We start from the raw sequence: 19,616 nt of genomic DNA, 5'->3' as shown, positions 1-19,616 counted from the left end.
GAATACGGGCGCCATTTCAACCAGCATCGCCCGCATCAAGGCCACTCCCTCCTCACCCCTTGCGCACCCCCAGCCAGGTGATCGACATGACCTCCCCGATCCACCGCCGGAGGACCGTCACAGGACTGATCGCCGAGTACCGCGGAGCGGCCTGATCGCTCTACGAACGCCCAGTTCAGCAACGGTATTCGCGTTCGAGCACCGCACAGGCCCGCCGGGTTGGGTCAGTCGGCCGACCTGCGCTTGCGGTAGGCGCGTTGCTGGCAGGCCCGCGAGCAGTAGACGCGAGGGCGGCCCGAGGGGGCGGTTTCCAGTGGTGTGCCACACTCGGGGCATTTTTCATCACGGCTTTCGTCACGGCTTTCGACACGCTCTCGGATCAGCACCTCGACGCCGTCCAGGAGGCGGCGCAGGCCGAACGTGAAGGAGTCCTCCGGGGCGTCCCAGCCGCCCGTCTCCCACAGGCGCGAGAGGGCGGGAAAGCGGTCGAGGCGTTCGTACAGGGAGTCGCGGGCACCCCACCACTCCTGCTCGGACACGCCGCTGCGGCTTTCCTCGCGCCGGGTCTCGGCCACGAGCAGCGCCTCGGCGTCCACGAACCGGCCGAGCAGGCCGACCACCGCGACCACCTCGGACGGCCGCAGCGCGGTGCCGGTCAGCGCGCCGAGCATGTGGTCGTAGTGGGCGACCGCGTTCGGGCCCGGCAGGTGGCGGGAGCCGCGCACCTCGGCCAGCCACGGGTGCCGCATGCGGAGGTCCCACGCCCGCCGGGCCGCCTCCTCCAGCCGCCCCCGCCAACCGCCATCGGCGTCCGAGGCGGCGTCCGGGCCGGCATCCGGGCCGGCGTCCAGAGCTGTGTCCGAAGCGGTGACGAGGGCTTCGCCCAGCACCTCGTCGCGCATCAGGTCCACGAGCTGGTCGCGGCCGGGTACGTGGCGATAGAGGGACATGGTCGTGAAGCCCAGCCGGTCGGCGACCTTGCGCATCGACAACCCTTCCAGGCCCTCGGCGTCGGCCAGCTCGACCGCGGCCCGCACGATCCGGCCCAGGCTGAGGCCGGGCCGCGGCTCCCGTTCCGCGTCCCGCCACAGCAGCTCGACCCTGTGGTCCGGGTCCCCCGCCACACCTCGCGCCATTGGCACCTCCCTCGTTTATGGTGTATTACTCCGTGTACGCCATAAACAGCAAAGGGGAAACCTGTGTTCCACTTCCATGCCGCCCCCGGCGGGGACGACTCCTGGCCCGGCTCCCTCGAACGCCCCTTCGCCACCCTCGAACGCGCCCGGGAGGCCGCCAGGGAGTCCGGCGGGGAGTCCGTCGTCCATCTCAGGCGCGGCGTCCACGTGCTGGGCGAGCCTCTGGAGCTCACCGAGGCCGACTCGGGCACCGCCTACCAGGCGTACGGCCACGGCACCCCCGACCAGGAGGACGTCGTGCTGAGCGGTGGCCGGACGATCACCGGCTGGCAGGTGCGCGACGGCGTCTGGCTGGCCGACGTCGGCGACCTGGAGACCCGCCAGCTCTACGTGGACGGCCGCCGCGCCGCCCGGGCCGGGATCGAGGGGCTGCCCGGTTCGTCCCCGGCCGCGACCGCCACCGGCTACGTCACCGACAGCGCCGCGCCGCTGGCCTGGACCAGCCCGCGCGACGTGGAGTTCGTCCACCGCGGCGTGTACCCGTGGACCGAGGGCCGCCTGCCCGTCGCGGACGTCGCCCAGGACGGCGACCGGACCGTGATCACCATGGCGACGCCCGCCTTCGGGTGGGCCGCCGAGCTGTACAACTCCACCTGGGAGGGCACCACCTCCGCCGGTCCCGGCCTGCCCACCAGGATCGAGAACGACCCGAGCTTCCTGCGCGAGCCGGGCACGTTCGTGCTCGACCGCTCACGGCCGGGCCACCACGTGCTGCGCTACCTGCCCCGTCCCGGCGAGGACCCGGCCCGTACGCGGGTGGTCGCCCCGGCGCTGGAGACCCTGGTACGCGGGTCCGGCGCGCGGCGGGTGACCTTCCGCGGGCTGACGTTCGCCGAGGCGACCTGGTTGCGCCCGAGCCGCCCCGAGGGCTTCGTGCACTACCACGGCAGCGGCTTCTACGAGGGCGGCGGCGTCGGCGTGGCGGAGCTGGGCGAGGGGGCGTCCGTGACGTATCCCACGGCTTCCGTGACGATTCCCGCCTGCGTCACGTTCGAGGACTGCTCGGACGTGGTGATCGAGGGGTGCCGGTTCACCAGGCTGGGGGCGTCCGGGCTGGGGGTGTCCGGCGGCGAGGGGCACGTCGTGCGCGGCTGTGACTTCGACACGCTCTCGGCGGGGGCCGTCGTGGTGACGGGCAGCCGGGGCACGGTGATCGAGGACAACCTGGTGCGCGGCGTCGGGCTCGAATATCCGGGATCGCCGGGGATCGCGGTGATGGGGACGTCCGGGTGCGTCGTCGCGCACAACGAGGTCAGGGACGTGCCGCACTGCGGGATCACCGCCGGGCCCGGCGAGGACACCCGGATCGTACGCAACCGGACCGTCGACACCATGCAGGTGCTGGCCGACGGCGGCGGCGTGTACGTGTCGGGGCCGCAGGGCGGTTCCCATGACGACGGGGCGCTGGTGCTGGGCAACGTCATCGAGGACACCCGCACGCCGTACAACTTCGGGCTCTACACCGACTACGGCGCGTCCTGGGTGCGGGTGGAGGAGAACGTCGTCGCGCGCGCCGACAACACGGCGGTGCTGCACGTGGGCCCGCCGCTGGAGAACGTCGTCTACCGGGGCAACTTCTGGGACGCCGACCCACTCGGCCACGACGCCCCGCCACCCGGGGTCACGTACGAGGAGAACCGCACCATCAAGGACGAGCAGGAACTGAACGCCGCGACCACCGCCATCCGCGCCCAGGCGGGCCCGCGCCGCACCCTCTGACGAACGGAGACATGTTCCGGTAGAACCAGGACGGCCCGCCACCGACCCCCATGACATCTCTGGGCCGGGCTCAAGGCATCAGGGGGCCGTTGGCGGCGTCGGTGAGGGTGATGCTCTGGGCGGTGCCGGCGGTGAAGGTGCAGGAGCCGAGGTCGACCCAGGTTCCGGCGTTGTCGGTCTGGTCGACGACCACGTCCGCGGTGCCGCCGTCGTGCTTGACGGTGTACTTGGCGGCAACACTTCCGGGCTCAGCCCACAGTTGCGGCACTTCACCGCCGGAGACGACCCGCAGCGGAAATGTCAGTCTGCTCTGCCAGGGTGACCCGACCACGAACGCCGATCACCGTCTGGCGCGGAGGGCGTGATGAAGACCTCCACGAATGCGTCGTAGCATTGACACCCCTCCCGCCTCATCGGAATGTAAGCCGGAAAGGTGGCCTGCCCGCGACCGATAACCCGGCCGGCGACATTCAGCAGGCGCACCGACACCCTCATCCGCGAATAATCGGTCGCATCCCCAGGAAGAGCGACACCGAAGATAGGGACCTGAGAACCGCCGTCAGCGCCACGCGTCGGGGTGCCCGTGATGAACTCAGGCTCCACCCACCGCGCTCTCGTACACGGACCGCGTTCCGGACACAGCTCATACGTGTAGCCCGTTGCGGCGATCGCAGCATCTGCGAATAGCTGCACACGACTCCCAGGGCAAGGCCCACAGTTCACAACCGCGCCGCACCCCACCATCCCTGCCGTCACCAGTCCGAGCAGCCCACGAAGACCTAATCGAGATGGACCAGACACCCTGCCACTACTCATCGTCATCTAGCTCCTCCGCACCCGATCACCTCATTCTCCGCCAGGCAACTGTCGGGCCATGCGGTGCGCGATTTGAAAAGCGATCGTCGATCACCAGGCGCGCTGACATCGTTGAGCGCCTGCAGTGCGCCGCCCGGCTTTACGGCGATTCCTCAGCAGGCTGATCGTCAGCGGGCGTGTGGGGGCCCTTGGCGAGCCCGCGACGAGACAGCGCGGCAAGTCGAGCTGTGCAACCGTGATCTGTGCATGCCGGCGAACGACTTTTCCGACGCCGGCTTCACGCCCGTGATCGACTGGGTGATCCCCAGCCGCGAGCAGCCGGACTTCTTCGCCACTCTCCTCCCAGCTCGGCGATGCCGGCTGGTGGTTCGACACCGCAGCCCTTGCTCCTGAGGAGACCGCCGACCGCATCATCCAGGAAGCTCCTGATCGCGCCCTGGTGAACTGACCTGCAAACCCGGAACGCACCAGCCGCGCTGGGCGCGGCGGGCGCGCATGACGGCCAGCGGCTGGGCAAGGGTGACTCCCCGGGGCCGCGCCGAGCACGAGCGAGGCAGGCGTCACGCCGAGCTGCGCCGCCGCCGGCAGGGTCGAGACGGCGTTCATGGCGACGAGCACGGCCTGCGCCCGCCGCGCCCCCTCGCGCATGACGACCGCACCCGTGCGCGCTCCTGCAGCGGAAGCCGCTCGATGAAGATGGGCGGCTCCTACGCGGACGACGACGGCGATTCGACGCCGTCATGGAACCGCCTTTCCAGGAAGTCCAGCCGCCGCCGCTAGGCTCCGACGTGTTGGGATGCAGCCGGGAAGGGATCCGATCATCAGCAGCGACTTTGACTCTCCGCCGGAGGACCGGCCGCGGCCGGCGCGCCGCCGCGTCACCGAAGCGGCCGTCCTGAGCGCCCACGACCAGAGCCCGGCCGAGATCGCCCAATGGACCTGTCCGCATGGGCGGCATGCCGGCCATGGCTGCGTCGCCTGCTACCACGCCTGTGCCGACGCCGATCCGGCACATCCGCAATGGGAGGTCGCGGCGTGGTTCACCACCGAGCGGCCGATCCCCATCAGGGCGTTGCAGGACGTGCACCGCCACGACCGCGGGCTTACGCTGACCCAGCCGTCGACGCCCCTGGTCTACCTTCTGAGCGCACGGGTGACAGCCGCTCTGGGCGTGGAGGCGGTGGCGGGAGTGGTGGGGTTCCTGGTGCAGAACCGGCACATCGTCGACGCGTTCACCGTGACGGAGATCCGCGCCGTCCACTCCTGAACGCCCCTTGCCGGGCGCGCGCGGTGTTCGTGAACGCCACACGGGCCAGATCCCTAACGAGACTGGGGCGATGGGGCGCTTGGTCCGGCGGGTGGCCTCGGGGGAGGCCACTGCGGCCAGGGCAGTGCTGCTCAGGAACGCCGTCCGGGGCTTCGGCGTAGAACCCGTGGACGGCGCCCTCAAGCAGCGCGGCCGAACCCCACGGCCAGCCGGCGGACGTCCGCACGGATCGAGCGCCGCAGCAACCACCTGAGCACCGGCTCCAGCACCCGCTCGGAGCCGGTGCGCGGGGTGACGCGCACGTGGAAGGTGAAGCGGCACCGTTCCTCACCGAGCGGTTCGACGAGCCTGCCGCCCTCGGCGACGATCCCCGAGGTGGTCCGCCACGCGAACGACCGCCCCGGCTCCACGGCCACGACCTCGCCGCGGTTGCGATAGGTCTTGCCGGCGAACCGCATGACCTCGGCGGTGGTCGTCCCCACCCGCACGAGTCCCTCGGGCGACGGCGCCATCGTCTCGACGCCCTTCCGCCACCGCGGGTCCTGCGCGTAGTCGGCGACCACCGCCCACACCCGCGCGGCGGAGCAGTCGATTACACCGCCCTCTCGAAGCTCGATCATCCCGCCACGATACTGCCGGCGGTTCTGCCGCGGTTCGCGGCGTTCCGGCAGGTCGGCGGGGTGGCGGGTGGCGCAATCCGGGGTGTCGGTAAGGCTTGGATCATCAGGTGCACGCGTTCGCGTTCCGGCAGGTCGGAGTGCCACCGGAGGACGGCCGGAACGGGCCGCGCAGGCGAGCTTCCAGGCTCGAACATCGTGGGACAGGTCCGGCGGAGACTTGCGGACGTCGGTGTTTCCGCAGGTCGTTGTGCGCGACATCTCCTTCGGGCTCGCCCGATAGATCTTGCTCGGTTGGGCCTGGTGACACGAGTCCCACCGACACCCCGGATCGCGCCTTGGTGACCGCGCCCGAGGTGAACCACTGCACCAGCGTCACCGCCGCGCGCAATCCCCTACCAGTGCTTCGACCTCACCCCCGGAAATCGCGGCCGCCGTCATTTCCACAGGGCAGGCCAAGGGCCGACCGCGTTGCGTCTGCGTTCCTGATGGTCAGGGGGGCGATGATGCCTGCGGCGACGAAGAGCAGCGCCAGGACGCCCCAGGTCCAACCACCGGCCAGTTGGAGCATGCCGGTGATCAAGATGGGACCGACAACGTAGCGACTGACCGCGCGACCCATGCCGAACGCCGCCAGGTACTCGCCTCTCTGGTCATCCGGAGCGAAGGCGTACGACAACGTCCAGGCCGCGGGGACAGCGATCAGTTCCGCCGCGGTCAGCATCACCAGCGCAGCACAGAAGAGTGCAAGAGGTATCGACTGGGCCGCGTACCAGAACAACAGACAGGCGGCGGCAGCGAATGCCGCAGCGACGGGCTGACATCGCCGGGCAGCTCTGAGGCTTGTGATGTGGCGTGCAATGAGAGCTTGGAAGACGAGCGCGAGGACGGTGTTGATGGCGTACAGCGCCCCGAGTAAGCCGTCCGGCAATGTGGTCGCCTGGGCGAGCCACAGCGGAAAGGCGAGGTTGAGGATCGGCTGCCAAAGCTGCAGTACGCCATCCACACCAGCCAGCGAGAGCAGCCGCAGGTCGCGCAGCACGCCCAAGCCCCGCCGGACCGGGGCGGGCTCTTCGGCCCGAACCGGTTGGGGCAGGGTGGCGAAGGCCGCGGTGACCAGAAGATAGGCCGCCGCGTTGGCCAGGATGATGGTCCGGAAGAGTCCGGTGCCGGCCAGCAGCCCGCCGAGTGGACCGCCGACGCTGATCGCCAGATTGATCACCGTCCGATACGAGGCCAGCACCTTTACCCGGCTGTTCCCTTCGACGATCTCTGCCACGTACGCCTGGGTCAGCGCAGTCGCGATCTGGTCGGCGACCGTGATGATCGTGACGACTACGAGGTACCCCCACCAGTCACCGACGAAGGCGTAGGCGGCGGTTCCGGCAGCGCGTAAGGCATGCACCAGCACCAGTGCCCGCCGGACGCCGTAACGGTCGGCCGCCCGGCCCAGCGGTATCGCGGCGGCTATGGCCGCGGCGCCCGCGATGCTCATGCCGAGCCCGACTTGGCCTGCGGCGAGCCCCACCACGCCGGTGAAGTAGACGGCCGAGAAGGCCAGGAAGAGCCCCGAGCCAAGGAAGTCCACGAAGCTGGCGCCGAGCAGCCGCCGCACCGCTCGACGCTCGGTACGACCAGTATCTTGTGTCATAGTCGCACTATTTTGCACCCTGGGGCAGCATTGCGCCATGAACGATCCCGCCGAGGCCGTAGGCCACACCCTCGCCGCAAACCTGCGCGCTGCACGTCAAGCCCGAGGCTGGCGGTTGGAAGAGCTGGCCACCCGGTCCGGCGTCAGCCGCGGCATGCTCCAGCAGATCGAGACCATGCGCACCAACCCCAGCATCGCGACGCTCGCCCGGATCAGCGCCACGCTGGGTGTTTCGATCGGCGAGTTGGTGGAGCCCCCGGAGGAGCTTGGCCGCGTTTCCCGTGCCGCCGACGCCGTGGTTCGCTCCGAAGGCCGCGCCAGGCTCCTGATCAACGACAGCCAGCCGCCTTTCACCGAGCTCTGGGAGTTCCGGCTGCCTGCCGGTGACAAGATCTCCACGCCCGCGCATCCGCCCGGCACCCGGGAACTGTTGCAGCTCCACTCGGGCAGCGTCGCGGTCACCGTCGGCGGAGCGCTCTTCCAACTCGCCGCGGGAGACGCGCTCCGTATGCGAGGCGACCGCCCGCACGCCTACAGCAGCCAAGGCCCGGAGCCGGCCCACTTCACGATGGTCGTGGTCTATGCCGGCGCCCGAGACCCTCGCTACGCGAGTCTGTCCCCGGGTGATTCGACGGCCTGACGGGCGGCTCCGCCCCACGGCGCTCCGATCCGTCACAACGACCTGCAAAGTACCGGCGACGATGACCGGCCTGTCAGCACCGGCCAGCCACGATACGAGGCCTCCTCCCCATCGGCCGGATGGGCCGACGGCGTCCACCCGTCAGGCCACCCGGCCGGGCCGGGGAAACGTCGGTGGCCTGCCCGTAGAGAGCGCTGCCCGGCCGGCTCACCTCGTACGTGCCCGTCCCGCCGAGCGGCCCGAGGCCCACCTCAGCATCAACAGCAGGGGTAGCGCCAGGATGAGCATGAGGCATCCCCCCGCCGGCGGGGTACTGCGGGCCTGTTCACTCAGCTCCGCCATCATGCGCTGCTGTGCCGGGCAGCCCGGAGTCACGACGTCTTCATGGCTGAAGACGCGGCAGGGCAGCCCTGTCATGAACTCGGGGTCGTACGGCCGTTGACACATGGAGCAGATGGGATCGCTCATCGCCCCTCCCGATGTCGCGAGGGCCGGCCTGCGCAGTGCGCCGACGCTACGGCGAGCCGGCTGCAGTGCTGATCGCTTCCGATTCCCATCCTCGGGATGTTACGTTCCGCAACGCGTCCCGGCAGCCCCTTTCCGGAACACCTGTTGTGGAACGAATCCCGTAACAGATGGCCAACGTCGGCGGACCGAGCTTGGTGCAATTGCACCGCTGGCGGCTCCGACTTCATGTCCCTGCACGAAGCACTCCCGGGTCACGTGATGGAGGGTTGCTGGAACACTGACGTGAAAGCTCCGGAGGTCTGTGAATGGGACTCGCCGAAGACACTCGCCCCCTGGCCCCTGCGCAGATACGCAGGACGGCGACCGTCACCGTAGGGCTGCTCATGGGTGTCTGGGTGATCGACTACGTCGATCGGGTGATGATGGCCGTCGCATTGCCGTTCATCGGCGAGGACTTCGCACTCACCAAGACCGAGCAAGGCTGGCTGATCACCGCCTTTTCCCTGGTCTATCTGCTGTGCCAGATACCGGGCGGCATCCTCGCCGACCGGTTCGGCGCCCGACGCCAGCTCATGGTCTCCCTGCTGCTCTGGTCGGTCTTCACCGCCCTCACCGGCATCGCCTGGGGCCTGGCATCTCTCCTGGTCATCCGTGCCCTCTTCGGCGTCGGCCAGGGCCTGTTCCCCGGCGCGTCCTTCAAGGCCATCGCCGAACGCACCACGCCCGCCGTCCGCGCCACCGCCGCCGGTGCCATGCTCGCTTCCAACCAGCTCGGCGCCGGCGTCGCCCCGCTCATCGTCGCGCCGCTCATCCTCGTCCTCGGCTGGCGCCACACCTTCTGGGTCACCGCCGCCGCCGGCGTCGCCATCGGGGTTCTGCTCTGGAAGCTGCTGCCCAAGGCGCTGCCCGCCCACCTCAACGGCTCCGACATCGTTCAGGACAAGGGGCTCGGCCTCGGCGCCGTGATGCGCTCGGCGTCGGTCTGGAAGTTCGCCGCCCTCTTCTGCGCCACCAACATGCTCGGCTACGGCCTGATCACATGGGTGCCGAGTTACCTGCTGGAGGAGCGCGGAATCTCCCTCATCAACACCGGCGTCATGTCCGCCATCCCCGGCCTGGTCATGTGCGCGACCGTCTTCCTCGGCGGCTGGCTGTTCGACCGCTTCTTCCATGACAGAGCCCGGCTCTACGTCATCCCCCTGCTGCTGGTCACCGCCGTGCTCCTGGTGCTCATGCTGATGGCCGACTCCGCTGTCGGGTTCACCATCTACCAGACCCTCGCCATGGGGGTGGCGGGCCTTTCCTCGATGGGCATCCTCGGCATGCCCGTGCGCGCCCTGCCGCCCGCCGTCATCGGATCCGGCATGGGCATCGTCAACGTCGGCGGTCAGATCGCCGGCGTCCTCGCCCCCGTCCTCATGGGCTTCCTGGTCGACAGGTTCTCCTACACCGCCGCTTTCGGCCTGCTCATCGCCACCACTGTCCTCGGCGCGCTGATCGCGTTGATCGTGCCCCAGCGCCCTGAGCAGTTCAGCCTCGCAACGAAGGAGCTCGCGTGACGACATACGATCTGGTCCTGGCCCGCGGAAGGGTCATCGACCCCGAGACCGGTCTGGATGCCGTGCGCGACGTCGGCGTCAACGGCGGGGTCATCCAGGCCGTCTCCGACCAGCCGCTCGACGGCGTCACCCGTGTCGACGCGACCGGCCTGGTCGTCAGCCCGGGCTTCATCGACCTGCACAGCCACAGCACGGACGTCGCCGGCCACCGCCTGCAGGCACTCGACGGCGTCACCACCGTCCTGGAACTCGAAGCCGGCGCCTACCCGGTCGCCGCCGCCTACCGCAGAGCCGAGACCGAGGGCAGGCCGCTCAACTACGGCTTCGCCACCTCCTGGGCCGTGGCCCGCATGGCCGTCCTCCTCGGCCTCGACACCGACGGCGACCTGACGACCGACTTCCTCGCCAACATCGGTCGCGAGGAATGGCAGCGTGCCGCCCCGCGGCAGACCGTCGACCGCATCGCCGGCATGTTGGAGCGTGACCTCGGCGACGGCGCGCTCGGCATCGGAATCCTCGTCGGCTACGCGCCTCGCATCGACCCCTCCGAGTACCTCGCCATGGCCGCCCTCGCCGCCCGCGCCGGGCTGCCCACGTACACCCACGCCCGCGAACTTGTCGAGATGGACCCCACCACTCCCGTCGACGGCGCTGAAGAGATCGTCCGCGCCGCCGCCGAGACCGGCGCGCACATGCACTACTGCCACGTCAACAGCACCTCCATACGCCATGTCGACCGCGTGCTCGGACTGGTGGAGAAGGTACGCGCCGAAGGCTCGCGCGTCACCACCGAGGCCTACCCCTACGGCGCGGGCATGACCGGCATCGGCGCGGCCTTCCTCGCCCCGGAACTCCTCCACCGGCGCGGACTGACCCCGCACTCCATCGGCCTGCTCGGCGCCGAGGGCCGTATCCCCGACGCCGACGCCCTGCGCCGGGTCCGCGAGAGCGCACCCGGCTCGGCCGCCTTCGTCCACCTGCTCGACGAGGACGACCCCGCCCAGTTCGACTACATCCGGCGGGCCCTCACCTTCACCGACGCCGCCGTCGCCACCGACGCCGTACCCCTCCTGTGGCGCTCCGGAGCGCCTGACCCGCTCTCCTGGCCGCTCCGTCCCGACGCCGTCACCCACCCCCGTACTGCCGGCACCTACGGCCGGACGCTACGCAGGCTCGTCCGTGAGGACGGCGTCCTGTCGCTGCCTGAGGCTGTGCGCCGGTGCACACTCGTCCCCGCCGACGTCGTGGGCTCAGGCGTCCCGGCGATGCGGCGCAAAGGTCGCGTTCAGCCGGGCTGCGACGCCGACCTGACCGTTTTCGACCCCGAGACCGTCAGCGACCAGGCCGACTACACCGAGACGGTCCGGCATTCCTCCGGTTTCGTGCACGTCCTCGTCGGCGGCCAGTTCGTGGTCCGCGACGAGCAGCTGCTGCCGACCGCCCTGCCCGGGCGCGCCGTCAGAGCCTGATGCCTGCCCAGGGCCGCCTGGTCGACAAGGCCGACCGCCATCATGGCCTTGACGTGCTGCCACGTGATCCGCTGTTCGTGCGAGAATCAGGTCGTGGAGCGGCCTGGATGTGTTGCTGTCATCGGGGTGGGCGTTCTCGGAGCCTGCGTGGGCTGGAATGTGGCACGGCACGGCGTCAAGGTGGTCTTCGTCGACGCGGGCCGGCCGGGTGAAGGGGTCACCGACTGGTCGTTCTCGTGGGTCAACGCCAGCGCCAAGACCGCGAGCAGGTCCTACTTCGACCTGAACGTCGCGAGCATGGCGGCGTACCGCGAGCTTGCCGGGATCATCGGGCCGGACCCATGGTGGCACCCCGGCGGCCACCTGCGCTGGGCGGACGACCCCGCGACGGAGGCGAGCCTCCTGGAAACGGCCGGGCTGCTGGCCGGCTGGGGCTACCGGGCCGAGGTACGCACGGGAGCCGAGGCACGCCGCCTCGAACCCGCGCTCACGGTGGCCGACGAGGTTCCGGTCGTGTTCTTTCCCGACGAAGCCTGGGTGCACGGACGCCATCTCGTCGGCCGCCTGGTCGGCCAGGCCGTCGCGGCCGGCGCCGAGCACCGGTTCGGCACCACGGTCCATGACGTCGGCACCGGCTCCGACGGGCGCGTACAGGCCGTCGTCCTGTCCGACGGCAGCCGTCTCGACGTCGACGTCGTCGTGAACGCCGCGGGACCCGGCGCCGCCCACGTCGCCGGGCTCCTCGCGCGGCACCTGCCGATGCGCCGGGAGCCCGGCCTCGTCACCCGGATCGAGTGTGCCCAGGCGCCGATCCGCCGGACCATGCACGCGCCGCGCGTCGCGATCCGTCCTGACGGAGACGCTTCGGTGGTCCTCCACAGCCGCGAGGTCGACGCGCTCATCGACACCGGCGAGGATCCGGCGGCGCTCGAACGGCTGCTGCACGAGTCGGCGCGGCACGTCGTTCGCGGGTTCGAGGACTCCCGCATCGTCGGGACACGGGTGGTCGACCGGCCCATCCCGGGCGACGGACACCCCTCGGTGGGAGCGGTGCCGTCCATTCCGGGCTACTACGAGGCCGTCTCCCACAGCGGCATCACGCTCGGGCCGGTGATCGGCCGGCTGCTCGCATCGGAGATCGTCACCGGAAGGAGGGACGAGACGCTCGCCGACTTCCGCCCGGAACGGTTCTCCCATGACACCCCGGCGAGCTGACGGCACGCGTCCCTGGTGCTGCGCCCCCTGGCGGACTGCGCGAGGAGCCGCCGGTCAGCGGGCGGCGACCGTGGCCGACAGGGCCAGGGTGGCGGCGCCGCGGGCGTGACCGCTGTCGTCCCAGGGGCGGACCATGATCTCCACTCCCGACAGCACGCCGCTCTCCACCGCCGGCCGGAACCCGGGCTCCAGATACGGCCACAGCACGTGGCTCTCGCCGATCACCGCCAGCGCCCGTACGGCCAGGACGTTCACCACGCCCGCGGCCGCCCTCCCGAGCGCCGCCCCCGCCTCGGCCATCAGGTCGCGCACGCCCGGCACGTCCTCGGCGGCCAGCCGGGGCAGCTCGGCCACCGGCACCGGCGCCGGCGTCAGCCCGCGCTCGTACGCGCGGGCGGCCAGGGCGTAGTCGGCCGCGTAGGACTCCAGGCAGCCGCGCCGCCCGCACACGCAGGGCGGCCCCTGCGGGTCGATCGGCACGTGCCCGAACTCGCCCGCGACGCCGTCGGGCCCGCGATGGATGCGCCGCCCGAGCACGATGCCCATGCCGATGCCGCCGCCGACGGCCAGCACCAGGAAGTCGTCGTGGTCGCACCCGGCGCCGAAGAGCAGCTCGGCGCTGGTGCTGGCGCGGGTGTCGTTGTCGATGAGGACGGGAACCGGCAGGCGTTCGGCCAGCAGGGGCCGCAGCGGCAGGTCCGACCAGCCCAGGTGCGGCGAGATGCGCACGATCCCCCTGGCCTGGTCGATCACGCCGGGGACGGCCAGGCCGATGCCGCGCACCCGGCCGCCGGCGGCGGGGTCGGCCAGCTCGCGGGCGCACACGGCGGCGAGCTGCCCGACGGGGTCGGCACGGGGGTCGAAGGGCACCGTGAAGCGGCGCGCCTCGCTGCCGTTGAGCCGCATGAGCACGCCGACCACGTGCGTGTGGTGCACCCGCAGGCCGAGCGTGTAGGCGGCGTCCGGCACCAGCTCAAGGGGCACTTTCGGGCGACCACGCCCGGCCGCCTGCGGCGCCAGCTCGCGTACGTAGCCGAGCTCGATGAGGCGCCGGCTGTGCTCGGTCACGGTCGCCGCGCCGAGCCCCAGCCTGAGGGCGAGCTGGGTGCGGTTGAGCGGCCCGGACCCGAGCGTCGTCAGGATCTCCGTCCTGGCCAGGTCCTCGCGCATCCGCGGTCCTCCCTCTTGACGTGTGTTCCGGAACAAGCCTAGGGTTCCGCATCAATAATAAATTCGACCCCGAAAAATATACCTTGACGGAGGTCCCCCCATGAAGGCACTCCTGGCCGCGGGGCTCGCACTCCTCGCCGGCGTCACCGCGTGCGGCGGCGGCGGGGCGGGCACGGCGGGCGGCGCCAAACAGGACGACGGTACGGTCACCCTCGACTGGGAGATGTGGGCGGGCAGTGAGGAGGAGAAGGCCCAGCTCGACCACCTGGCCAAGATGGTCACCCAGCAGGACCCGAAGATCAGGATCAACCTGCGGACCGCGCCCTTCAACGCCTACTTCACCAAGCTGCAGACCGAGTTCGCCGCGGGCGAGCAGCCGTGCCTGGTCTCCATGCAGAGCCTGCGCCTGGGCGCCTACGCCGATCTCCTCGAACCCCTCACCGCTCCCGAAGGCTTCGCCCCCGCGGCGCTGGACGCGCTGAAGATGAACGGCCGGCAACTGGCCCTCCCCTACGACCTGGGCCCGATGCTCCTCTACTACAACAAGGACGCCTTCGCCAAGGCCGGCCTGGCCGAGCCCAAGCCCGGCTGGACCACCGCCGACTTCGAGCAGGCCGCCAGGAAGCTGACCACCGGCGGCAAGTACGGGTTCGGCATGTCCTTCTCCGACCTGCACCTGCTGTCGATGCTGCTGTCCTACAACGGCGCCAAGCCGGTCACCGACGACGTGAAGCTGCAGCTCGACAGCGAGCCCATGGTCGCGGCCACCACCTGGTACGCGGGCCTGGCCGGGAACAAGGCGGCCAGCGTGCCGGCCGGGTCGGCGGAGCTGGGCTGGGGCGAGACGCAGTTCGTCAACGGCAACGCCATGATGGCGGTCGACGGCTCCTGGAACATCGGATCCACGATCAAGAGCGCCAAGTTCCGGGTGGGCATCGCGCAGCTTCCCGCCGGAGCCGGGGGCGCGAAGACGTACGTGGCCAACTCCGGGTTCGGGGTGGCCAAGGGCTGCCCGTACAAGGAGCAGGCGGTCAAGGCGGTCTCCGTGCTCAGCGGCAAGCAGGCGCAGGCGTACCTGGCGGGCGAGGGGCGCGGCTTCCCCGCGATGACCTCCGAGCAGTCGGCGTACGAGAACTTCCTGGTCGGCAAGAACCAGGACAAGGCCGACGACGTGCGGGCGGCGGTGTCGGCGCTCAAGGAGGCGGTGGCCGGCGGCGTGCCGCTGTTCACCACCAAGAACTGGGACGACGTCACCAAGCTCATGGCCCAGCACCTGCTCCAGGTCTACACCGGCGCGAGCGGCGCCAAGGAGGCGCTCGCCACCATCCAGCAGCAGGGGGCGCGCGGGCAGTGAGGTCACGAGAGCAGTGGAGCGCGCTGGGGTTCGCCACGCCCAGCGTGCTCGGCCTCGGGTTGTTCACCCTGTTCCCGGTCGGCATGGCCGTGGTGATGAGCTTCTTCGACTGGCCGATGCTGGGCGGGAGCAGCTTCATCGGCCTGGAGAACTTCCGCTACCTGTTCGGCGAGGACCCGGCCTTCCTGTCCGCGCTGCGCAACACGTTCGTCTTCACCGGCCTGTACGTGCCGCTCAACATCGTCCTGGCGCTGGCGCTGGCGTTCTGGATCAGCAGGTCGCGGTGGCAGAACCTGTGGCGGGTGCTGTTCTTCATCCCGGCGATCACACCGATGGTGGCCAACGCGGTCATCTGGAAGCTGCTGTTCCAGATGGTCGGCACCGAGCCGAACCTGCTGGCCGACGGGCGCACCGCGCTGGTGTCGGTGGTGGCCATGAGCGTCTGGCAGGGGTTCGGGTACAACCTGATCGTCTTCTCCGCGGCGATCAACGAGATGTCGCCGTCGGTCCTGGAGGCGGCCTCGCTCGACGGGGCCACGGGGCTGCGCAAGCTGGTCAGCGTGCAGCTCCCGCTGATCTCGCCGGCGCTGTTCTTCGCCACGACGATGACGGTGATCAACTCGTTGCAGGTGTTCACGCAGCCGTACATCCTCACGGCCGGCGGGCCGGGCAACGCCACGGAGACGCTCGTCATGACCGTCTACCAGGCCGGGTTCCAGTCGCGCGAGCTCGGGCTGGCGGCGGCGGGCGCGTGGGTGCTGTTCGCGATCATCCTGCTCGTGACCGCCGCGCAGTTCCTCGGGCAGAGGCGGTGGGTGCACTATGAGAGTTAGATCCGTCGTCTCCCACGTGCTGCTGGCGGCGGTGACGCTGGCCTTCCTCTATCCGCTGGTCTTCGCGGTGGCCACCGCGCTGAAGCCGGCGGGCGAGACGTTCAGCGATCCCGGGTCGCTGGTCGGCTCGCGGATCCGGTGGCAGAACTTCGGCGACGTGTTCACGTACGTGCCGTTCCAGCGCTACATCCTCAACGGCGTGCTGGTGGCGGGCGTGGGGACGCTGGTCGTGCTGGCCGCCTCCGCCCTGTCCGCCTACGCCTTCGCCTCGCTGCGCTGGCGCGGCCGGGACGGCGTCTTCCTGCTGTTCCTGGCCACGCTGATGGTGCCGCAGGAGGTGCTGGTCGTGCCCATGTTCATCCTCATGCAGAAGTTCGGCTGGGTGGACAGCTACCAGTCGCTGATCTTCCCGTGGGCCTTCACCGCGTTCGGGACGTTCCTGCTGCGGCAGTTCTTCCGCTCGGTGCCGCGCGAGATGCAGGAGGCGGCGCGCATCGACAGCGCGAGCGAGGTGCGGATCTTCCTGTCCATCATGCTGCCGCTGGCCAGGCCCGCGCTCGGGGTGCTGGCCGTGTTCACCTTCATCAACTACTGGAACAGCTTCCTGTGGCCGCTCATCATGGTCAACGACGTGACCGAGCGCGGCACCGTGCCGCTCGGCCTGCAGTTGTTCTTCGGCCAGAACGGCAACCAGTGGCATCTGGTGATGGCCGCCTCCATCGTGTCCATCCTGCCGACGCTGTTGCTCCTCCTCGCCCTTCAGAAGCATCTGGTCAAGGGCATCGCCACCGCCGGTCTCGCCGGCCGCTGAAAGGACCATAGTGCTGTTTTTCGACCGCCGTGTAGGCCCCGACCTGGGCGCCGACTACCCGGCGAGGGACGTGCCCGACTGGTACAGGGACGCCAAGTTCGGCGTCTTCGTCCACTGGGGCCTGTACTCGGTGCCCGCGTGGGCGACCGCCCGGCTGCCCGGCGAGCACGTGCCCGTGGAGCTGGAGTTCAGCCACCACCAGTACGCCGAATGGCACGCCAACACCGTCCGCATCCCCGGCTCGCCCGCCCGCGCCTTCCACGAGCGGGAGTACGGGGTCGGCACCCCGTACGAGGACCTGGCCGACTCCTGGCGGGCGGAGGCGTTCGACCCGGCGGCCTGGATGCGGCTGATCGCGGGATCCGGCGCGCGCTACGTCGTGCCCACGGCCAAGCACCACGACGGATTCTGCCTGTGGGACACCGCCACCACGGCCTTCAGCAGCGCGCGCCGCGGCCCCCGCCGCGACCTGATCGCCGAGCTGGACCGCGCCGCCCGGGCGGCGGGCCTGCGGTTCGGCCTGTACTACTCCGGCGCGCTGGACTGGCACGTGTCCGACTTCCCGCCGATCCAGTCGATGACGGACCTGTTCACGCTGCGCCGCAACGACGAGGCGTTCGCGCGCTACTGCTTCGAGCAGGCCATGGAGCTGATCGACCGGCACTCCCCCGACGTGCTGTGGAACGACATCGACTGGCCCGACTCGGGCAAGGCGGCCGGGCCGCACAGCCTGCAGGCGCTGTTCGAGCACTACTACGAGCGGGTGCCCGAGGGCATCGTGAACGATCGCTGGGGCGTGCCGCACCTGGGCTCGCGCACCCGCGAGTACGTCTCCGAGCAGCAGACCTCCCCGTGGGTGTGGGAGGCCACGCGCGGGCTCGGCCAGTCGTTCGGCTTCAACCGGGCCGAGGACGAGCGCCATCTCGTCCGGCCGGACGAGCTCGTCCACCTGCTGGTCGACACCGTCGCCAAGAACGGCAACCTGCTGCTCAACATCGGGCCGCGGGCCGACGGCTCGCTGCCGGAGTCCCAGGTCGAACGGCTGCGCCACCTGGGCGCCTGGCTGGCGGCCCACGGCGAGGCGATCTACGGCACCCGGCCGTGGGTCCGGCACGCCGAGCCCGTCGGCGACCCGGTCCGCTACACCGCCGCCCCCGACGGCGCCCTCCACGTGATCGCCTTGGACCCGGCCGCGGGACGGCTGACGCTCGCCGGCGACCTGGTCGAACGGGCGCGGGCCGGAGCCACCTGGGGTGACGGCCCGGCCGCGGTGGACCGTTCCGGCGGGGTCGTCGTCCCCGAGGCGTTGCGCGGGCTGCCTGCCGCCGTCCTCAGGCTGGCGCCCGGCGTCTGAACGGGGACCCGATGGGCCGCGACCGCGCCATCGGCGCGGAAGGCTGACGGGACTGGAGGTAGGGGGACCGGCGCTCGCCGGGCGGGCCGGTCCACCGCCCCCGTCGCGTAACCGCCGCCTCCCGGCCCTGACGAGATGAGAGCCCTCATGACTCCCCCGCCCACAGGCATGGGCGCGGGTGACCGCGCCGCCGCAGTTCCCGGTGCTGCCCGCCGACCTGGTCGACGTCATCCAGCCTGCGGCCGGGACGCCGCCCTCGTAGCTGTCTGTGGGCCGGCGGCTGGCGGGTGAAGGGCGCGGGCTCCTGCGGCAACGGCCGGAAGCACTACCTGAAGATCAAAGCCAAGAAGGGCGCGAACTACACAGTCATCTTCGATCTCAAGGGACGCAAGCGCACCATCGAGTACTGGATGCAGAACGAGCTCTGAGGCCGCCGGGCTTGTGGTCGGCCAAGGGGCGCTGGCAGGCTCGCCATCATGACGAGACACAGCGACACGCGCGGTTGGGCCGCGAGCGTGGGCGGCGGCGTCCGTTCCACGGGCGGCATGCGGCACGTGGGCGGCCGGTAGCCCGTACGGCATAAGGAGCATGGCATGCGTGCCGCGATCTGGCCGGGCGTGGGGCTCGCCCTCGCCGCGACGGTGACGCACTACGTGATCGACGCAGCCAGGGACGACCCGCCCGGTATCGGCGTGACACTCCTGGTGGTGAGCGCGCTGGTGGCGGGCGGCTGGCTGGCCGGTCACCCAGCGACCAGAAGTGTCGGCTCGGTCTTCCTGGTCAGCGGGGTGCTGGGCACGGTCAAGCCGGTCTTGGAGCTGTGGAAAGAGCTCGGGCTGCCGATGGTCGAGATCGGCGACGGTGTCGGATTCGACTACTGGCTGACGTACTGGCTGTGGGTGCCGCAGACGTGGCTGATACTCCTGATCGCCGTGGCCCTGTACCCAGACGGCGTGGTGCGCCGGCGAAGCGTCGTGTGGGTGTCGGCGCTGGCGACCGGAGTGACCTCCACGGTGCTGGCGGGAGACAACTGGCCGCGCAGTGACGGCGGCGCGGGCGGCAATCCGATGAGCCTGCCGTGGGAGGCCGCTGCGTGGATGCAGCCCGCGGCCGTCGTCCTTTCGGCCACAGCCGTTCTGCTCGTGCTGGCCTCACTCGGCGCCCGTTGGCGCACCGCCGACAGGGCGACTCGCCGGCTACTGCTGATTGGCCGCCGACCCCGCGTGGATCCCGATCGCCCTGATCTGCGCCTCGGCCGCCGGGCTGACCATGACCCGACGGATCCGTCTCCCGGCAGACTCGGCAGCTTCGGCCAGGTAAGGGATCTTGAGTAAGGCGAACCAGCGGCGTGACGCGCGGGGCGGTCGAGGACGTCCTCGACCGGCGGGAGCCGACGAAGGCGCTCTTCCCTGAAGACGGACTTTGGAGGTCGGACGCCCCGTCATCGACGACCGCGGCGCCGCGGTCCTCTCCCCAG

Annotated in this window: 17 protein-coding genes; 12 read left to right on the top strand and 5 right to left on the bottom strand. The window is 70.5% G+C overall.

Translation table 11 applies throughout. The annotated features are described in order from the left end of the window. Positions 1 to 224 precede the first annotated feature (224 nt). A complete protein-coding gene (locus ACIBK9_RS18280; protein ID WP_397159434.1) occupies positions 225 to 1,136 on the bottom strand; it encodes a TetR/AcrR family transcriptional regulator in 912 nt (303 codons plus the stop codon). 63 nt (positions 1,137 to 1,199) lie between these two features. On the opposite strand from ACIBK9_RS18280, the gene ACIBK9_RS18275 reads away from it, so the two are divergent. After that, on the top strand, positions 1,200 to 2,915 hold the full coding sequence (locus tag ACIBK9_RS18275; protein WP_397159432.1) for a right-handed parallel beta-helix repeat-containing protein: 1,716 nt from the start codon (positions 1,200 to 1,202) through the stop codon (positions 2,913 to 2,915). Positions 2,916 to 2,985: 70 nt separating this feature from the next. Here the strand turns inward: ACIBK9_RS18275 and ACIBK9_RS18270 are convergent, their stop codons facing one another. After that, entirely contained in the window at positions 2,986 to 3,246 is a 261-nt protein-coding gene (locus tag ACIBK9_RS18270; RefSeq protein ID WP_397159430.1) for a hypothetical protein, read from the bottom strand. 1,281 nt (positions 3,247 to 4,527) lie between these two features. On the opposite strand from ACIBK9_RS18270, the gene ACIBK9_RS18265 reads away from it, so the two are divergent. Continuing rightward, positions 4,528 to 4,998 carry a hypothetical protein gene (locus ACIBK9_RS18265; RefSeq protein WP_397159428.1) on the top strand — a complete coding sequence of 157 codons (471 nt, stop codon included), beginning with the start codon at positions 4,528 to 4,530 and terminating at the stop codon, positions 4,996 to 4,998. A 179-nt stretch (positions 4,999 to 5,177) separates the two neighbouring features. Here the strand turns inward: ACIBK9_RS18265 and ACIBK9_RS18260 are convergent, their stop codons facing one another. Continuing rightward, positions 5,178 to 5,618 (bottom strand): SRPBCC family protein, encoded by a 441-nt coding sequence (locus tag ACIBK9_RS18260; RefSeq protein ID WP_397159426.1) that lies wholly within the window; start codon positions 5,616 to 5,618, stop codon positions 5,178 to 5,180. Positions 5,619 to 6,027: 409 nt separating this feature from the next. Then, complete coding sequence (locus ACIBK9_RS18255; RefSeq protein WP_397159424.1) at positions 6,028 to 7,230, bottom strand: MFS transporter; 1,203 nt, start codon at positions 7,228 to 7,230, stop codon at positions 6,028 to 6,030. A 73-nt stretch (positions 7,231 to 7,303) separates the two neighbouring features. Here ACIBK9_RS18255 and ACIBK9_RS18250 point away from each other — a divergent pair, with 73 nt between their 5' ends. The 4 genes from ACIBK9_RS18250 to ACIBK9_RS18235 all read left to right on the top strand — a co-directional run bounded on the left by ACIBK9_RS18250 (position 7,304) and on the right by ACIBK9_RS18235 (position 12,617). Next, entirely contained in the window at positions 7,304 to 7,906 is a 603-nt protein-coding gene (locus ACIBK9_RS18250) for a helix-turn-helix domain-containing protein (protein WP_397159422.1), read from the top strand. A gap of 851 nt (positions 7,907 to 8,757) precedes the next feature. After that, positions 8,758 to 9,933 (top strand): MFS transporter, encoded by a 1,176-nt coding sequence (locus ACIBK9_RS18245; RefSeq protein ID WP_397159420.1) that lies wholly within the window; start codon positions 8,758 to 8,760, stop codon positions 9,931 to 9,933. After that, a complete protein-coding gene (locus ACIBK9_RS18240) occupies positions 9,930 to 11,402 on the top strand; it encodes an amidohydrolase family protein (RefSeq protein WP_397159418.1) in 1,473 nt (490 codons plus the stop codon). Before ACIBK9_RS18245 ends, ACIBK9_RS18240 begins: the two co-directional genes overlap by 4 nt. A 42-nt stretch (positions 11,403 to 11,444) precedes the next feature. Further along, positions 11,445 to 12,617, top strand: a complete 1,173-nt coding sequence (locus ACIBK9_RS18235) for an NAD(P)/FAD-dependent oxidoreductase (protein WP_397159416.1) — start codon at positions 11,445 to 11,447, stop codon at positions 12,615 to 12,617. A gap of 54 nt (positions 12,618 to 12,671) precedes the next feature. Here the strand turns inward: ACIBK9_RS18235 and ACIBK9_RS18230 are convergent, their stop codons facing one another. Then, positions 12,672 to 13,787, bottom strand: a complete 1,116-nt coding sequence (locus tag ACIBK9_RS18230; protein ID WP_397159414.1) for an ROK family protein — start codon at positions 13,785 to 13,787, stop codon at positions 12,672 to 12,674. Between the two features lie 100 nt (positions 13,788 to 13,887). On the opposite strand from ACIBK9_RS18230, the gene ACIBK9_RS18225 reads away from it, so the two are divergent. The 6 genes from ACIBK9_RS18225 (at position 13,888) to ACIBK9_RS18200 (ending at position 19,473) form a co-directional block, all read left to right on the top strand. Continuing rightward, positions 13,888 to 15,141: an ABC transporter substrate-binding protein gene (locus ACIBK9_RS18225; RefSeq protein ID WP_397159412.1), complete on the top strand. Its 1,254-nt coding sequence runs from the start codon at positions 13,888 to 13,890 to the stop codon at positions 15,139 to 15,141. Next, a complete protein-coding gene (locus ACIBK9_RS18220; protein ID WP_357980176.1) occupies positions 15,138 to 15,974 on the top strand; it encodes a sugar ABC transporter permease in 837 nt (278 codons plus the stop codon). Before ACIBK9_RS18225 ends, ACIBK9_RS18220 begins: the two co-directional genes overlap by 4 nt. After that, a complete protein-coding gene (locus tag ACIBK9_RS18215) occupies positions 15,964 to 16,785 on the top strand; it encodes a carbohydrate ABC transporter permease (RefSeq protein ID WP_397159410.1) in 822 nt (273 codons plus the stop codon). The genes ACIBK9_RS18220 and ACIBK9_RS18215 overlap by 11 nt, the downstream gene beginning before the upstream one ends. A 10-nt stretch (positions 16,786 to 16,795) precedes the next feature. Next, positions 16,796 to 18,139 (top strand): alpha-L-fucosidase, encoded by a 1,344-nt coding sequence (locus ACIBK9_RS18210; RefSeq protein WP_397159408.1) that lies wholly within the window; start codon positions 16,796 to 16,798, stop codon positions 18,137 to 18,139. A 287-nt stretch (positions 18,140 to 18,426) separates the two neighbouring features. Then, a complete protein-coding gene (locus ACIBK9_RS18205) occupies positions 18,427 to 18,567 on the top strand; it encodes a hypothetical protein (protein ID WP_397159406.1) in 141 nt (46 codons plus the stop codon). Between the two features lie 165 nt (positions 18,568 to 18,732). Beyond that, positions 18,733 to 19,473: a hypothetical protein gene (locus tag ACIBK9_RS18200; protein ID WP_397159404.1), complete on the top strand. Its 741-nt coding sequence runs from the start codon at positions 18,733 to 18,735 to the stop codon at positions 19,471 to 19,473. Positions 19,474 to 19,616: the final 143 nt, after the last annotated feature.

This window comes from Nonomuraea sp. NPDC050227 (assembly GCF_044459705.1).
In the GTDB taxonomy this organism is placed as follows: Bacteria; Actinomycetota; Actinomycetes; order Streptosporangiales; family Streptosporangiaceae; genus Nonomuraea.
The sequence above is the reverse complement of the archived record's forward strand: the minus strand, read 5'-3'. Positions and strand labels throughout refer to the sequence as shown.

What these genes read in the sequence shown, in the direction of transcription:
- ACIBK9_RS18280 (WP_397159434.1), bottom strand. Translation starts at nt 1,136, where the DNA reads ATGGCGCGAGGTGTGGCGGGGGACCCGGACCACAGGGTCGAGCTGCTG.
- ACIBK9_RS18200 (WP_397159404.1), top strand. Translation starts at nt 18,733, where the DNA reads ATGCGTGCCGCGATCTGGCCGGGCGTGGGGCTCGCCCTCGCCGCGACG.
- ACIBK9_RS18265 (WP_397159428.1), top strand. Translation starts at nt 4,528, where the DNA reads ATGCAGCCGGGAAGGGATCCGATCATCAGCAGCGACTTTGACTCTCCG.
- ACIBK9_RS18230 (WP_397159414.1), bottom strand. Translation starts at nt 13,787, where the DNA reads ATGCGCGAGGACCTGGCCAGGACGGAGATCCTGACGACGCTCGGGTCC.
- ACIBK9_RS18225 (WP_397159412.1), top strand. Translation starts at nt 13,888, where the DNA reads ATGAAGGCACTCCTGGCCGCGGGGCTCGCACTCCTCGCCGGCGTCACC.
- ACIBK9_RS18245 (WP_397159420.1), top strand. Translation starts at nt 8,758, where the DNA reads ATGGGTGTCTGGGTGATCGACTACGTCGATCGGGTGATGATGGCCGTC.
- ACIBK9_RS18250 (WP_397159422.1), top strand. Translation starts at nt 7,304, where the DNA reads ATGAACGATCCCGCCGAGGCCGTAGGCCACACCCTCGCCGCAAACCTG.
- ACIBK9_RS18260 (WP_397159426.1), bottom strand. Translation starts at nt 5,618, where the DNA reads ATGATCGAGCTTCGAGAGGGCGGTGTAATCGACTGCTCCGCCGCGCGG.
- ACIBK9_RS18215 (WP_397159410.1), top strand. Translation starts at nt 15,964, where the DNA reads ATGAGAGTTAGATCCGTCGTCTCCCACGTGCTGCTGGCGGCGGTGACG.
- ACIBK9_RS18235 (WP_397159416.1), top strand. Translation starts at nt 11,445, where the DNA reads ATGGCCTTGACGTGCTGCCACGTGATCCGCTGTTCGTGCGAGAATCAG.